A 16,313-nucleotide genomic window follows, 5' to 3' on the forward strand; every position below is an offset into this window, starting at 1 on the left:
CGATTTTTTTTGAGGCTTTTGAATAGGAAGCTCACTTGAAATGAACCGTTCAACTTCCTATTCAAAACCCAAATCGGGAAGTTAATTTTTCTGCGTTAATTAATGGTTTTTTCCAAAAGAATATACACATGAAAAATAAAATCCTACGCATCAGTTTCGCACTTGCATTGGCTTTGTCTGCTTGTAATCCAGATAACCTGGAAGTAGCGCCCGGAAACCCCACCGAAAACATCTTTTTTACAGCTGAAAATGATTTTGAAGGTTTAATTCGGGGGGTCTACGCCAAACTTACCGAGCTGTACAATTACAACCAGGGCAATTGGGTACACCCCGTTAGGCACTTGCCCGGGGATGACATCACTACTGCAGGAACCAATCCTTTTGAAACTTTTGCCACCATTCAGCCTGCGGAAGGGCGCTGGACTGCTTTTTACTCCTCCAGCTATCGCCTGATTGCCCGTGCCAATACGGCTTTGCAAAAAATCGCCACGGTTGCCGATGGGGTTTATACGACACCGGGCTTAAAAGAACAACACCAGGGGGAAGCACTTTTCCTGCGTGGTTTGATGTACTTCAATCTGGCCAATACAGTAGGCACTTCACCCTTGATCGTGGAGCGCATCCAGGATTTAGCCCAAACCAGCAACCCTGGTGTAGCCGAAGGCGAATTGCTCAACCAGGCCATTCGCGACTTTACGGAAGCGGCTAAACTGGTGCCAGAAACCTACAATGCCCGCAACGCCGGGCGTGTAAACAAAAACGCAGCCTATGGCATGTTGGGCAAAGCCCTGGTATTTCGGGCCACCATCAGCAAAAGTGCTGCCGATTACACCACAGCCATTCAAGCTTTTGATCAAATTAAAAACCGCAGCTTGATGCCCGATTTTGCCGATAATTTTGATGCAAAAAAGGAAAACAACAGCGAATCCTTGTTTGAATTCCAGGCCAGTCAACCACCGAACAATGACAACGTATTTGTGGCTTTTGGCGACGATTTTGAACCCGGAGGTATTGGCTCGGTATCGGGATTCTGGGGTTTTTACGAAAACAATTCCCTTATGTTTGGTTCGCCTCGTTATTTGGCAACCCAAAAACTGGTGGCAGCATTTGATAAAGATGACCCTCGCCTGGCTTCAACCTTGAACCCTGCAAATCGCTTCTTCTTGAAATACTGGCAAAAAGACCAAAAAACCCAACAACCCGGCGCATCCGCCAATAATCCTCGCATTTTGCGGTTGGCCGATGTACTCTTGCTCAAAGCCGAAGCCATTGTTCAAAGCGGAGGAAACCTCACCGAGGCCATCGGTCTGGTCAATCAAATCCGCACCCGTGCCCGCAATACGAAGGTGGGGAGTTTGGTTCCAGCTGACTTACCTACTACTTTAACTGCCGCTGAAACCATCGCAGCCATCCAAAAAGAGCGTTTTTTGGAGTTGGCCGGGGAAGAATCGCACCGCTGGTTTGATTTGCGCCGCTGGCACAAAGGGGGACAAATCAATTTGGCCAACTGGGATTTCAGCACCGATCAACCCGCCAATTTCGCCTTCGATGTCAATAAACATTTGTTGTTCCCGATTCCACTGTCTGAAACGGACAACAATCCCAATGTCAAACAGAACCCTGGCTACTGATGATTTAGGGGCTCATAACTATGCAGGTTAGTTTAAATCACTCCATACCGTATTATTGAACTAGCAGGTTAGTCCTACTACTATTGCGAACAGCAGCGGGGAAAGCAAAGGGTTTCCTCGTTGCCTGTTCTATTGGGTTCCGTATCTTGTTTGCAAACCTATCCTACCATGCATCAGTTCTATACCACTTTACTCTTGATTTTATTGGGCTGTTTCCAGCAAATTTTTGCCCAGGAACGTCCCAATATTTTATGGATTTCTGCCGAAGATTTGAGCCCGCATTTCTCTGCCTATGGCGACAATACGGTCAAAACGCCCAATATCGATCGCCTGGCCAGGGAGGGTGTGGTTTATGAACAGGTGTACACCACCGCTGGCGTTTGTGCGCCCAGCCGCTGCGCCATCATCACTGGCAATTACCAAACCCGGGTGGGCGGACACAACATGCGCACTTTGTACAATACTTTTCCTGAAAAAACCGGATTACCTAAAGAATACAATGTGGTGCCTCCACCCGAAATCCGCTGTTTCCCGGAATACCTGCGTGCTGCGGGGTATTACACCTGCAACAACGAAAAAACAGATTATCAATTCATTGCGCCTCCCACTGTATGGGATGAATCCAGTAAAACAGCTTCCTGGCGCAATCGGCCAGCAGGCAAACCTTTTTTTGCAGTCATCAATTTTACCACCACCCATGAATCGCAGGTATGGGCACGCAGCAAAAATCCTTTGAGGGTTGATCCAAACAAAGTGCTCTTGCCTCCCTTTTATCCCGACAATACCATTGTGCGCAAGGATGTAGCGCGGCACTACAGCAATGTCTCCGAACTGGACGATCAGGTTGGTGAAGTGTTGCGACAACTGGAAGAAGACGGTCTCTTGGACAAAACCATCATCTTCTTTTGGACGGATCATGGCGACGGGTTGCCTTTTTTCAAACGTGAGGTGTATCGTCGCGGATTACACATCCCCTTGGTCATCCGTTATCCCAATCGGTCTCAGGCCGGCACCCGCAGCCAACGCCTGATCAGTGCCATTGACCTAGGGCCAAGCGTGCTCTCTCTAGCTGGTATACCTACGCCAAAACAAATGGATGGTCAAGCCTTTGTAGGACCATTCGCTGCTAAAAAAGAGCGCCAGTGGGTATTCGCTGCCCGTGATCGGATGGATTCAGAGTACGACCGCAGCCGCTCGGTGATGAACAAGCAGTTTCAGTACGTCCGCAATTTTTACCCCGAGCGACCGCGCTATCAGAACATTGAATTCCGCATTCAACAACCCATGATGGCCGAAATGTTGCGGCTGAAGGATGCGGGTGCCTTGAGTGGTGCCCAGTTGCTGTGGTTTGAACCCAACAAACCCGCCGAAGAATTGTACGATTGGGGCAAAGACCCCTTCCAACTCAATAACCTCGCTGCGCAACCCCAGTACCAGACTGTGCTCAAAAAGATGCGCAAGGCGATGGATCAGTGGTTGTTACAAACCAAGGACTTGGGCGGGATTCCCGAAAAAGAACTGGTCAAACAGATGTGGAATGGTGGCGACCAAGCTCCTCTTACTTCCGCCCCATCAATACAGGCGACAGTTAATGAACTGCGCATCAGTTGTACAACCCCGGGCGCTTCCATCGCTTTTCGGGAAAAAGGCAGCAGCACCTGGGAGGTTTATACCCGACCTATCCCCAAGCCGCAAAAGTCCATCGAGGCAATGGCTATGCGCATTGGATACACTGCCAGTGAGATCGTCACCTTTAAATAAGCATGACGCAAAACAGATTAAATCACTCCGTGATTCTAATTGCTTTTTTCACCTAAAATTCGGGATGACGAATGTTTCTGCGTTACTAAAACTCCTTTGTCATGCAAAAAAAACTCCTTTTCCTGTGGCTGTTCATTGGGGTGCACTTGGCTTTTGCGCAAGCGCCCGAACTCAATGTGCCTTCCGCCAAATACACCAATCCCAGCTGGAAAGCCCGCTGGATTACCCACCCGGACCTTAGTGGAGGAGAACACGCTGTGGTTCTGTTTCGGAAAAAATTTAGCCTGATCGATCGCCCCCAGCAGTTCATCATCAGCGTTTCTGCCGACAACCATTATCAGCTCTATGTAAACGGTAAAAAAGTAGGGTTTGGCCCACAATTGTCCGACATTCGTCACTGGCGCTACGAAACCATCGACATCGCCCCCTATTTGCAAGCAGGCGAAAACGTGCTGGCCGTCGAAGTGATCAACTGGGGGTATTTTCGCTTTTTTGGCATGCAATCGGTTCACACCGGGTTGGTCATTAATGGATTTTCGGAAAAAGAACAAATTGTCAATACACTGGGGGGCAGCTGGAAAACTTTTTGGAACAAAGCCGTGCATGAAAAACCCGTACGCTGGCGCGTAGCCAATCCCGACATCATTGGAGGCTTTTATGCTTGTAATCCAACCGATAGCCTGGTAGCCGCCGACTACCCCTGGGATTGGGAACAGTTGAATTTCAATGATGCGGCCTGGAAGGAGTCTATATTTTTAGAAAACGCCAGTGCTTTTGGTGGGTCCTTTGGTTGGGTATTGGAGCCGCGCAATGTGCCTCAACAAGTCCAAACCGAGGAACGTTTGACCAAGGTTGCCCGCAGTGAAGGCATTGACGTGCCGGTCACATTTTTACAGGGAAAATCCCCCTTGCTCATTCCCGCCAATACCAAAGTTTCCTTCTTGGTTGATCAAACCTTTTTGACAACAGGATATCCTGAGCTAAAATTCTCAGGTGGCCGCAATGCCCGCATCAAAATCAGCTATGCTGAAAACCTGTTCAATCCCGACAAAAGTAAAGGGGACCGCAACGACATAGCAGGCAAAAAACTGGTGGGCTACCAGGATGTGCTTGTAGCTGATGGCAGCCTCAATCGGCGCTACCAGCCTACGTGGCTACGTACTTTCCGATTTATTCAAATTGATGTCATCACCCAGCAGGAGCCCCTGCAGTTGCTTGATTTTTACAACCTGAAAACAGGAAGCTCCATCCCGATCAGGGCTGCGTTTAGTACGAACGACCCCATGCACGGCAAAATCTTCGACCTCTGTCAGCGCACCGTTCAGCTTTGTACCCAAGATTATTTTCTAAGTGATGCCTACTACGAAACCATGCAATACCTGGGCGACTCCAAAGTACACATCCCGGTATGGCAATCGATGACGGGGAATGATTTGCATACGCGGAATGCCCTTCAACAGTTTCATTATTCACGCCTTCCCGATGGAAATTTAACCAGCTGTTATCCGCTAAAATCCACTTTTGTACACCCAACTTACTCGGTCATTTGGGTCGATATGGTGTACGATTATTTAAAATACAGCGGCGATAAGGCCTATACCCAGCAATTTTTATCGGGCATCCAACATACATTAGCGAGCTTTGACGCCCTTATTCAGCCTAATGGTTTGGCGGGTGCTACTTCCTGGAATTATTTTGTAGATTGGTACGTAGAAAGTCCCCAAGGTGGACTTGGCCCTGGGCATAAAGGGCTAAACTCAGCCGTGGTGACTTTGCACTACGTCCATGCTTTGCAAAGTGCCGCAAAAATCTTTCAAATCTTCGGCCGAAATACTGAAGCTACGCAATACCTGACTCGAGCCAATTTCATCAAAAAGAAGGTTTACGAGCAATGTTTTGATGCCAAACGTGGGATTTTTGCGGAGCGTCCCGATAAGTCTTTCTATGACCAGCACAGCAACATCATGGCCGTGCTGACCGATGCTGCTCCTGCCAGCTTGCACCAGAGCATCCTGAGCAAAATCCTCAAGGAGGAGGGCATTAGTCCCGCTACTTACTATTATCGCTACTATCTTTTTGAAGCGATTCACAAAGCGCAGGCCATCGATTTATTCGAATTGGCCCAAGAACCCTGGAAAGAGTTGGTCAATTTAAACCTGACGACGGCCTTGGAGCGCTTCGAAAGTGGCAAAAAGCCTACTCGCTCAGAATGTCATCCTTGGAGTACAGCCCCCGCATATTTTTACTACAAAACCATTGCAGGAATAGAGCCCACTGGGCTAGGTTTTTCCAAATTAAAAATTGCCCCTAATCTGGGCATGCTCCAGCAAGTTTCAGGACTCTATCCTACGCTACTGGGTGATATTCGTTTTGAGCTCAAGCGCCAGGGCAAAACCGGAATCGAAGCCGAACTGGATTTGCCACCAGGCATCAGTGGGCAGTTCATTTGGGCGGGAAAAATGATTCCCCTGAAAACAGGTAAGCAACAAATCATTTTGGATTAAATGAATAATGGATTAAAATAAAAAATTGATTTTCAACCTATTAACGGAGTGGCTTTGAGTCACTCCGTCAATTTACCTTAAAATTGTAGTTTATGCTAAAAATCTGGACCATTATCTTTCTCGCGCTAGGTCTGGGGTTGCTGAAGGACGCTCCATCTGCAACCGTGGCACCCAAACCCAATATCATTTTTATTCTAGCCGATGACCTGGGCTATACCGATTTGGGCTGTTATGGCAACCCATTCAATGAAACTCCACATATAGATTCGCTGGCGAGAGGTGGCCTGCGCTTCACCCAAGCTTATGCAGCCAGTACGGTTTGTTCCCCTTCACGGGCGGCCATTCTTACCGGCAAACATCCTGCTCGCTTGCACTTGACCAATTTTCTGGTAGGTGAGCGCCGCGATTCAATGTCCAATCTACTCCCGGCGCCTTGGACAAAGTACCTTTCTGCCCGTGAAATCACCCTCGCGGAAAGGCTCAAAGCCCAGGGCTACCAAACTGGCATGATCGGTAAATGGCACCTCGGAGGAGGCGACTCCATTGCGCCCTGGGGACAGGGTTTTGATTTTAGCCGTATGATTGGTCGCAATGGCCTGGACTACTATAACTACAACATCTACGAGGATGGTTACCAAAAAACTTTTGTGGACAAAGGCAGCCATTATTTGACCGATAAATTGAGCGATTATGCCCTTTCCTTTCTGGAGAAACAAACTGCTCAACAGCCTTTTTTTCTGTACCTCTGTTATTCTGCACCCCATGTTTACCTGGTACCCAGGGCAGATAAGTTGAGCAAATACCTGCGTAAATATGAACAATTCAAGGGCTACTACAATCCCGATTACGGAGCCATGATCGAAAGTATGGATGAGGGAGTGGGGCGCATTTTGGCACAATTGCAAAAACAGCAGATGCTCGAAAACACCCTCATCGTATTTACTTCTGACAATGGCGGTGTGGGCATCCCAGAACTGGGTCCCATCCCCACCAACTCTGCCCCCTTGCGCAAATGGAAAGGCCATGTGTACGAAGGAGGCATTCGGGTACCCACGCTGTTTTTTTGGAAAGGTAAAATTATGCCTAGACAAACTTGTGATCAGTACTTCAGCAATGTGGATTATGTGCCCACCTTTATGGAGCTGATTGGCGAAAAAGTGCCTGCGGGTTTGGATGGACAAAGCGTGCTCTCCTTATTGGAAGCTCCACAAAAGACCATCAACCGAGGGGCTTTGTACTGGCACTATCCGCATTTCAGCAATCAACTGAGTAGACCAGCAGCGGCACTGCGCGAAGGCCCCTGGAAATTGGTGGAACACTACGAGGATCAGTGCCTGGAGCTGTACGACCTGAGCAAAGACCTGGGCGAAGAAAATGACCTGGCTGCCCAATATCCCGCCAAGGTGAAAGAGTTGCATCGGAAATTGCAGCACTGGCGGCACGAGGTCAAGGCCAATATGCCCATCAAAAAATGATTTTATAGCAAATAAATCCACCGATCCATGCGCTATTTTTTGCCGCTACTACCTCAGATAATCAATAGATTTGAAGTAAGTTGATTATCTAGTGCCACATGTCCAGATAAATCTTCCATTGACCATCTACTTTTTTCCACACAATCAGCATTTCACCTTTAATTGGGGTGACCGCCGAGGTATCGGAAGCTTGATAGTCGATGACATATCTACCCAGTTCTGTCGCATCTGTTTCACTGCTCACATCAAAGCGGATGTTCTCTGTTTTGATGCTGACGCTACGGCCCGACCCGGCCAAATTTTGTTGGTAGTACTTTCTGATGCTGTCGATCCCTACAATGGGTTTTACACCTCCCGGGGGCAAAACGATTGCATCATCGGTGTACACTGCAATAATCTTTTCGGCATCTTTTTCAATGTGTCCTTGTAATGAGGAATCATTGGCCGCCTTGGTTTGTTTAAAAATGGTTTCCGCATCCTCATTAGGTTCAATAGAGGAACAGGCCCAACTGCTCAGACTGAGCAAGAGCACAAACGTCGTACTTGTTTTCATGTCTTGGTACTTGAATCCATATATTATTAAAATAAAAATCAATTTTCGACTAAGGGGATTTGTCTAAACTGTGGTCTTGAAAGATTAAATTTTGGTTGGGTAAACCCAAACCTCACATCAGTCCAAAATTCACAGGTCAAATGCAAGCAAGATTACCAAAAGATGCTGATCAAAAGACCTCCGAGGCAAAGTTGCGATTGCTTTCGGAAGAGGAAGATGTATCGGCGGAATACAGTGTGAAAGGGACCGATACCAACGATGAGGCACTCATCCGACAGGCTTTTAAAGTGAGTCCCGAGCGGGGATGCGAATTGTTGTTTCGGCGTTATCACCTTGCTTTGTGCAGCCATGCCATTCGCTTTGTGTATTCCAAAGAATTGGCCGAAGACATCGTCAGTGAGGTTTTTTGTAAATTCTGGAGAACTCAAGCTTATGCCTCCGTTACTTCTTCCTTTCGGTTTTATCTGTTCAGAAGTGTACGGAATACAGCTTACACCCACTTGCGTTCCGAGTTTAAGCCATCCATTGACCTTGAAAACATTGTAGGTTTAGAAAGCTCGCAGGAGTTACGGCCAGATTACATTACCCAATATGAAGAAACCAGTCAGCGGCTCAAAGCATTGGTAGAAGCCATGCCCCCACAATGCCGCAAAGTATTTCTCAAAAGCCGATTTGAAGGCAAACGCTATCAAGAAATTGCCGATGAAATGGGGCTCTCCATCAAGACCGTAGAAGTGCATTTGGTAAAAGCCCTGAGTTTGATTCGGAAAGGTTTGAAAGACTACCTCATCGTGCTCTTTGGCCTATCGATTTTGTATTTAAAAAATTGGTTGAGCTAATAAGGTGTTTTTATTAAAACGTAGTCTCTCAAAACAGTAAAACATCAAGCATGGAAGCTGAGATCACAAAAGAACTAATATTTGAACATTTCGCCAACCGAAGCACTCCCTTGCAACGGCGGCAAATTGACGCCTGGTTGCACCTGGAAGCCAACGAAGAACTGTACTATCAATGGTTGGAGGAGTGGGAAAACAATAACCTTGAATACCTGCCCCAAAGCGAGCAACTCATTCAACGGTATCTCGATTTCCTGCATAGCCATCCAGTTGAAACCCTTGCTCAGGAACAGGTTGAGGTAAGCGAGCCTCAGGTTTCCTTTCGGCGATTTACCGCCTATTGGTACTTAGCTGCTGCAATCCTTATTATGGTGGGTGCCAGCTTATGGATTTTTCGTGCCGGGTTGATTTACCAAACCTACCATACCCAATATGGAGAGGTAAAATCATGGGTGCTGCCTGATGGAAGTAAGGTAACCCTGAATGCAAATTCCACGCTAAAAGTTCCACGTTGGGGTTTTGGTCAACACAATCGTAAAGTGCATTTGCAAGGGGAGGGATTTTTTGCGGTAACCCACTTGAAGCACCATCAAAAATTCATCGTCCAGACTCCCAGAAACCTTGAGGTTGTGGTTCTGGGTACCGAATTTTCAGTCTTTGCGCGCGCCCGCGGTGCCAAGGTCATTTTGAACAAAGGAAAAGTCAAAATCAACTATCAAAAGGCATCAACCCAACAAACGCTTATCCTGAAACCTGGAGATGTGGTGGCTTTTGATGAAAAAAATCAAATGTCGCACCGGCACAATGCCGAGCCTTCCGAATCCTCAGATTGGGCGGAGAAACGCTTCAATTTCCAAGCGACGCCTTTGAGCGAGCTGGCATTGATCCTGCAAGAAACCTATGGTTTACAGGTTTCCGTTGACTCGTCCTTGTTACAACGCAAACTAATGGGCTCCTTCCATGCCGAAAATGTAGACGAATTTTTGCAAGCTATTTCTGAACTGATGGACATCCAGATCCGTCGAGAAGGTAAACAAATCCAGCTGATCGAACCATAACTTATTTCACTCACTACTACAAGCATCAGGTCATGATACAATCATTCCAAAAAGCCCCGGCCTTGGGGCTAATGGCTATCTTATTGCTGTTCGGGTTTCCTGGAAACGCTCAAATGCAGGCCAGTTCTCAAAACCGACAGACAACTTATAGCAATAGTTCCCAAATCCGCAGCATTCAGTTGAGTGACGCCTTGACGGAACTCAAACAAAAATACCGCGTGGACATCCTTTTTGAACTAAAAACGGTGGAAGGGATCGTAGTTCGGCAAAAATCGATTGACCTGGCCCTAAGTTTGGAACAAAATCTGGACAAACTTCTGCTGCCTTTAGGGTTGAAGTACAAAAAATTCAACCGCACTTCGTACGTGGTCAAAGAAAATAAAAAACCCAAAACAACCGGAAGTATAGAGCAAATCAGGTCATTGAATGAATTGACTCAATTGAACCGGGCGGCTTTGGAACTTCAACCCAGTGCCAACACTGCTCAAGACCCGTTCCAACAAACCCCTGGCTCAAAACCGCCCCTTCAAACCATAATTGGAAAAGTAATGGATGAAACCGGGCAAGGTTTACCCGGGGTGACCATTTTGGTAAAAAACACTCAATTGGGTACTACCACAGATGTGGATGGGAGTTTCAGAATAGAACTGTCTGAGGCACAGGTTCAGCTGGTTTTTTCTTTCGTAGGGTACATTACGCAGGAGCTTACCGCCAAAGAAGGGCTACCCTTGGTGGTGACTTTAGTACCAGACGCTAAAGCATTGAGTGAAGTGGTGGTGGTAGGTTATGGTACTCAAAAGAAAAAAGACCTGACCGGATCCGTGGTAAGAATAGACCCCAAACTAAATGAAAGTAGCCCCAATGTAAATGCAGTGCAAAATCTGCGAGGATCGGTAGCGGGGGTTAGAGTCATCGACGGTGGCCGCCCGGGTGCCGACGGAACGATCTCGATTCGTGGGAATTCATCCATTTCTGCCAGCAATGCACCTTTGATTGTGTTGGATGGCATTATTTATACCGGCGGACTATCAGACATTAATTCCAATGATATTGAATCTATGGATATCCTCAAAGATGCGAGTTCAGCAAGCATCTACGGTTCAAGAGCCACCAACGGAGTCATCTTGATTACCACCAAAAAGGGAGCAAGTGCTAAACCAAAATTCAATTACAATACCTACTACGGTATGTCGGACTATTCGCATACCCCACAACTGATGGGCCCCGAACGGTATCTGGCAATGAAAAAAGATGCTTCTGCCTTTTTAGGGAGGCCCATTACCCTACAAGCAATCGAAGAAGCGAATGTAAACGCGGGTATTTCCATTGACCCCTGGCAAGCCATTGCCCAATCTGCCCCCATGTCCAACCATGAATTGAGCGTATCGGGGCGTTACGAAAAAGTAAACTACTACATTTCAGGATCTTATACCGACATGAAGGGCCGAATTATCGGTGATAATTTCAGCCGTCTTTCGGCAAGGCTCAATCTTGAAGTGGCTGCGACCGACTGGCTAAACATTGGTACCAATTCAGGGTATACCAAAAAAGATTACTCTGGGGTTCCGGCTAATTTGGAGTTTGCCAGTTATTTGAGTCCCTTTTCTTCATTTTTCTATGAAGATGGCGCCATCAGAAACCTGCCCATGGGCGATGGAATTGCTCCTAACCCCATTCGGGCTTCGCTCTCGAATGATAATTTACAGTTGACCAATACTTTTTTCAATAACCTTTACGCCGACCTGGCCCTGCCGATTTCGGGTTTATCGTATCGGCTGAACTTGGGAAACAATTTCCGGTTCAACGATGATGCCAATTTTACACCTTCCATAAACGAACCCAGAGATGGTTTGTCTCGATTGGCAAGTGGCAGCAAAAGCCACCGCAAGCATCATTATTTGACGCTTGAACACATTGTGAAATACCAAAAAGCACTCGGTCAATACCACAATGTCGATTTAACCTTGTTGCAAAGTTTTGAAATGACCAACGAAAGTGGCTCCTCTCTTTCGAGCAACAATATTTTTAACGACGCCCTTTCTTACAACGGTCTGGGCATTGGCGAGAATCCAACCGTATCTTCCTCGGCTTTAAAATCAACCGCAAACTCCTACATGGGGCGTATTGGCTACAAATTCAAAAACCGATATGTATTCAACGCTACGGTCCGACGGGACGGCTACTCGGCTTTTGGATCGGGGCGTAAGTATGGCGTTTTCCCTTCGATGGGTATAGGCTGGCTGATCTCGGAAGAAAAGTTCATGAAGGATGTGCCTTTGATTGGTTACCTAAAACTAAGGTACACTTATGGCAAAAATGGGAACCGGGGCATCTCGCCTTATTCATCCCAAACGAACCTCACCCAAACGGGCAATCAATACGTTTTTGGCGATGCTGGTGTTACCTCCATCGGGATTACTCCAACCTCTATGTCCAATAATAACTTGGGTTGGGAAACAACCGTAGCTTCCAATTTAGGCCTGGATTTTAGCATCCTGAATGAAAAAATATCGGGTAGCATTGAATACTACTCCAAAAACACCTCCGATTTGCTCCTACAATTGCGGATTCCCAATATGACCGGCTATGAAACCTATTTTACCAACATCGGTGGCACCAACAACCAAGGCTTGGAAATTTCTTTGAACACCCAAAACTTTTCAAAAGCTAAGTTTAAATGGACAAGCAACCTTGTGTATTCATTCAACCGCAACAAGATCACCAAGTTGTCGGGCGTGGATTTGAACAAGGATGGGGTTGAAGATGACGACATTGCCAGCAGTAGATTTATTGGAAAACCCCTCGGCACCAACTTTGATTACGTTTGGGACGGCATCTGGCAAGTGGGTGAAGACAATAAATTGGACCCCACCTCCAAACCAGGCTACGTAAAATTTAAGGATGTGGACGGCGATGGGAAACTCACTCCGTTGGACAGACAGGTTTTACATTCTAACCAACCCGATTTTTTGGCGGGGCTTACCAACCGTTTTTCTTACGGAGGGCTGTCATTGTCCATCTTTTTCAATGCGGTTATTGGTGGGTATAGCCCCAACAGCCTCTTAAATCATGGTACCAATTTCTTCGACCGAACCAATTTGATGGATTTGCCCTACTGGACTCCTGAAAATCCTTTGAGCGACCGACCAAGCATCGGCTATCCCAATCCCCTTGGCTATCGTTTTTACCAAAGCCGTTCGTTCGTGCGTCTTCAGGACATCAGCCTGAGTTATGATTTGCCCAAAAATGTACTTTCCAAAGCCAAAATCGGCAGTGTGAAAGTGTATGTGAGCGGCAAAAACCTCAAAACCTGGACCAAATGGGACGGCTGGGACCCTGAACATGGCTCGGGTGGGCGGACACCTGCCAACGGCCCACTGTTGTCCTCTTGGATAATGGGTTTAAACATCGGTTTGTAGTCTTATGGTAAAACTTTTAAAATCGTAAACCAATGAAAATTTCATTACATCCTATAAAAGTAAGTCAAAGCCTGTTGTGCCTATTGTTGCTCTTGTGCGGCAGTTGTAAAGACAGTTTTTTGGACGAAATACCTCTGGACAGATTCAGCCCAGAAAACCTGCTGACGTCAAAAGCAGGTTTTGAAACGGTCATCGTGGCACTGCATAAAGCTGCCCGCGACGAAAGAACCCTTGACCGCCCCGACCAAATGGGAACAGGGACGGATTTGTGTACGAGCGGTGTAGCCGACGGCAGATTTATGAAAGATTATTCGCTCTTATTGCCCGAAGACCAGATTGTGGTGTATTACTGGGATTGGGCGTATACCATTATGCTCAAAAATGCGAACCTGATTATTTCCCGCGCTGAAAATCCCGCCGTGAAATGGACTGAAAAGGAGAAAAATGAAGTGGTGGCGGAAGCCAGGTTTTTTAGAGCCTTTACCTACAATGTGCTGGTCAATCTGTTTGGCGGAGTACCCATTGTAGACAAGGAGTTGACCCAACCCAGATTCGATTTTACCCGCGCATCAAGGTTGGAAGTTTTGAAATTTATCCAGGCCGACTTGGAGTTTGCCTCAACCTGGCTACCCAATGTACAAACGGGCCCTAACAAAGATGGAAGAATTTATAAGGCGGCGGCCTTGCATTTGCTTTCTGAAGTCTACATCAGCTTGGGTTTGGAAACAAAAGACGCCTCTTTTTACGATAAATCCATCGAAGCTGCTACCAAAGTAATCAACGGTAGTGCGGGATCGTATAGCCTGATGACCAAACGATTTGGGAATACGGCCAGAGCCGGAGATGTGTTTTCAGATTTATTTTGGACGGGTCAGCAAAATAGAGCTTCGGGGAACCTGGAGACCATTTGGGCGGTGCAGTATGAGTTTTTGACCGTAGGCGGTGCCGAAAGCCAAAACCATGATTTACGCTGGTGGGGCCCACAGTTTGAAAACATTCGCTCTCCGGATAACAAAAGGATTTTAGTTACTGATTCCATTGGTCGCAGTCAGGGTGGCAACCGCCCTACCAATTACTTTTTCTACGATATTTGGAAGGACAATTTCAACAATGACATTCGGAATTCAAGGCACAATATTCGTAGGGATTGGTACTACAATGACCCAAGCTCGGCGTTTAAAGGGCAAAAGGCCCGCTATGTACTGGTGAATGGCAAAGCCTTTGTGGCCAATCCCAACGGTACGCCCACTAATATTGCTGTGGATACCCTGCGTTGGTGGTATCCGATGATTCGTAAAATCGAAGGCACCATGCAACAGGGAGCGATCAATGGACGAACCAACAACGACCAAATCAGAATGCGTTTGGCCGAAACTTATTTGCTGCGGGCAGAGGCCTACGTTCACAAAGGTCAGCCAGCCCTGGCAGCAGCAGATGTCAATGTGGTGCGTGCCCGGGCCAATGCCAAGCCGGTTGACGCAGCTGCCGTGGACATTGATTATATTTTGGACGAAAGAGCCAGGGAACTCATTGTGGAAGAAGCGAGACGCAGAACCCTCGTTCGATTGGGCCTGTTGTACAAAAGAGCCATTATCCACAACTGGGACGCCAAAGCCACGATGAAGCCCCACCATGAGCTTTGGCCGATTCCGCAAAAAGCCATTGATGCCAACCGGGATGTAAAATTGGCGCAAAACCCGGGTTATCCTGGTGCCTAAAAGCAGGTCAACGAGATGATGGTTCAAATACAGTTTTGGACCATCATCATTTCCAGTCCATTCTCAAAATACCAATCGTATGAAAAGAAGTGAGTTCATCAAACAAACTACCTTATTGTCAATAGGGTCTCTGCTGAATCCGTTTATCACACAAGTAGCAAAAAAGGATAACCCTACCCTACTTTTGGTGTCGGGTTGGCAAGATGTGAATATCGGCGACATCGGGCATACGCCTGGCTTGCTACACGTTCTGGAGACCTTTATTCCCAAAGCCACCATTATTTTGTGGAAACGAAGCAATGGTGAAGAGGTGAAGAAATTGCTGAATAAAAACTTTCCGAAAGTTAAAATCATTTATGGCGGTGTAAACAAAGATAAAGACGTGGATAACCCCGAAATCATGGAAGTTTTCAAAAAAGCGGATGTGATGATTCACGGATCGGGGCCATCCCTGGTTGGCGGGGATAACCTGGCGAGCTGGATGAAACATACCACCAAACCTTTCGGCATTTATGGTACCACCCTCGAAAACCCAAGCCAATACCACCAAAGCATTTTGCAAAAAGCGGCCTTCATCTATACCAGGGAAACCAAATCCATCGAACATTTGAAAAAGGTGGGCATCGCTGGCGACCATGTGCAATTTGCTCCCGATGCTACGTTTTTCATGCACATCAGAAATGATGAAAAAGGAAATTCTTTTTTGAAAGCCAATGGGTTGAAAGATAAAAAATTCATTTGCGCCGTGCCCAGGTTGCGGTACACGCCTTATCATAAATTCAATCCCAACAACAACGGTTGGAACGCTGAGCGAATAAAACTGGTAGAAGAAACCAACGAAAAATACAAGGAAATCGACCACGCTAAACTGCGGGAAGCAATGATAGCCTGGGTCCGGGAAACGGGCAATAAGGTACTGGTTTGCCCTGAAATGACCTATCAGGTAGAAATCATGGACGAACTACTCATCAATCCCCTGCCCGACGACGTAAAACCCTTTGTTGTAAAACGGGGCTACTGGTTACCCGACGAGGCCGCTTCTATTTACGCCAAAGCACATGCCGTGCTGAGTTTTGAGTGCCATTCACCCATCATAGCTGCTGCCAACGGTACGCCTTGTTTTTATTTACGCCAACCCGAAGATACCATCAAAGGGCAGATGTACTACGATTTGGGTTTCAATGATTGGGTATTTGAAATCAACAATGCTACGGGTAAACAAATTGCCGACCGCCTGAGGGAAGTTTGGACAAACTACAAAAAAGCCAATGCTCAACTCAAAACCTCCATGGACAAAGTAGCCGCTATTTATAAAACGGGCACTGAGCGCGTGAAGAAGCTGCTGGTTTGAATTTAAT

10 protein-coding genes are annotated in these 16,313 nt (G+C 46.9%); 9 read left to right on the forward strand and 1 reads right to left on the reverse strand.

Annotated elements, in window-relative coordinates:
- Nucleotides 1-128 precede the first annotated feature (128 nt).
- The 4 genes from ACO08K_RS03370 to ACO08K_RS03385 all read left to right on the forward strand — a co-directional run bounded on the left by ACO08K_RS03370 (nucleotide 129) and on the right by ACO08K_RS03385 (nucleotide 7,371).
- Complete coding sequence (locus ACO08K_RS03370) at nucleotides 129-1,631, forward strand: RagB/SusD family nutrient uptake outer membrane protein (protein ID WP_421794984.1); 1,503 nt, start codon at nucleotides 129-131, stop codon at nucleotides 1,629-1,631.
- Between the two features lie 168 nt (nucleotides 1,632-1,799).
- Complete coding sequence (locus ACO08K_RS03375; RefSeq protein WP_421794985.1) at nucleotides 1,800-3,392, forward strand: sulfatase; 1,593 nt, start codon at nucleotides 1,800-1,802, stop codon at nucleotides 3,390-3,392.
- Between the two features lie 101 nt (nucleotides 3,393-3,493).
- Nucleotides 3,494-5,896 carry an alpha-L-rhamnosidase N-terminal domain-containing protein gene (locus ACO08K_RS03380; RefSeq protein WP_421794986.1) on the forward strand — a complete coding sequence of 801 codons (2,403 nt, stop codon included), beginning with the start codon at nucleotides 3,494-3,496 and terminating at the stop codon, nucleotides 5,894-5,896.
- A gap of 92 nt (nucleotides 5,897-5,988) precedes the next feature.
- Complete coding sequence (locus ACO08K_RS03385; RefSeq protein WP_421794987.1) at nucleotides 5,989-7,371, forward strand: sulfatase; 1,383 nt, start codon at nucleotides 5,989-5,991, stop codon at nucleotides 7,369-7,371.
- A gap of 88 nt (nucleotides 7,372-7,459) precedes the next feature.
- Here the strand turns inward: ACO08K_RS03385 and ACO08K_RS03390 are convergent, their stop codons facing one another.
- Nucleotides 7,460-7,924 (reverse strand): YybH family protein, encoded by a 465-nt coding sequence (locus ACO08K_RS03390; RefSeq protein ID WP_421794988.1) that lies wholly within the window; start codon nucleotides 7,922-7,924, stop codon nucleotides 7,460-7,462.
- Between the two features lie 140 nt (nucleotides 7,925-8,064).
- Between ACO08K_RS03390 and ACO08K_RS03395 the strand changes: the two genes are divergently transcribed.
- The 5 genes from ACO08K_RS03395 to ACO08K_RS03415 all read left to right on the forward strand — a co-directional run bounded on the left by ACO08K_RS03395 (nucleotide 8,065) and on the right by ACO08K_RS03415 (nucleotide 16,306).
- Nucleotides 8,065-8,763, forward strand: a complete 699-nt coding sequence (locus tag ACO08K_RS03395) for an RNA polymerase sigma-70 factor (protein WP_421794989.1) — start codon at nucleotides 8,065-8,067, stop codon at nucleotides 8,761-8,763.
- A 50-nt stretch (nucleotides 8,764-8,813) separates the two neighbouring features.
- Complete coding sequence (locus tag ACO08K_RS03400; protein ID WP_421794990.1) at nucleotides 8,814-9,818, forward strand: FecR family protein; 1,005 nt, start codon at nucleotides 8,814-8,816, stop codon at nucleotides 9,816-9,818.
- 32 nt (nucleotides 9,819-9,850) lie between these two features.
- Nucleotides 9,851-13,237 carry a SusC/RagA family TonB-linked outer membrane protein gene (locus tag ACO08K_RS03405; RefSeq protein WP_421794991.1) on the forward strand — a complete coding sequence of 1,129 codons (3,387 nt, stop codon included), beginning with the start codon at nucleotides 9,851-9,853 and terminating at the stop codon, nucleotides 13,235-13,237.
- Between the two features lie 32 nt (nucleotides 13,238-13,269).
- Nucleotides 13,270-14,955, forward strand: coding sequence for a RagB/SusD family nutrient uptake outer membrane protein (locus ACO08K_RS03410; protein ID WP_421794992.1), 1,686 nt, complete (start codon nucleotides 13,270-13,272; stop codon nucleotides 14,953-14,955).
- A 79-nt stretch (nucleotides 14,956-15,034) separates the two neighbouring features.
- Nucleotides 15,035-16,306, forward strand: a complete 1,272-nt coding sequence (locus ACO08K_RS03415; RefSeq protein ID WP_421794993.1) for a polysaccharide pyruvyl transferase family protein — start codon at nucleotides 15,035-15,037, stop codon at nucleotides 16,304-16,306.
- The last annotated feature ends 7 nt before the right edge of the window (nucleotides 16,307-16,313 follow it).

Source organism: Haliscomenobacter sp. (genome assembly GCF_965225875.1).
Taxonomy (GTDB): Bacteria; Bacteroidota; Bacteroidia; order Chitinophagales; family Saprospiraceae; genus Haliscomenobacter.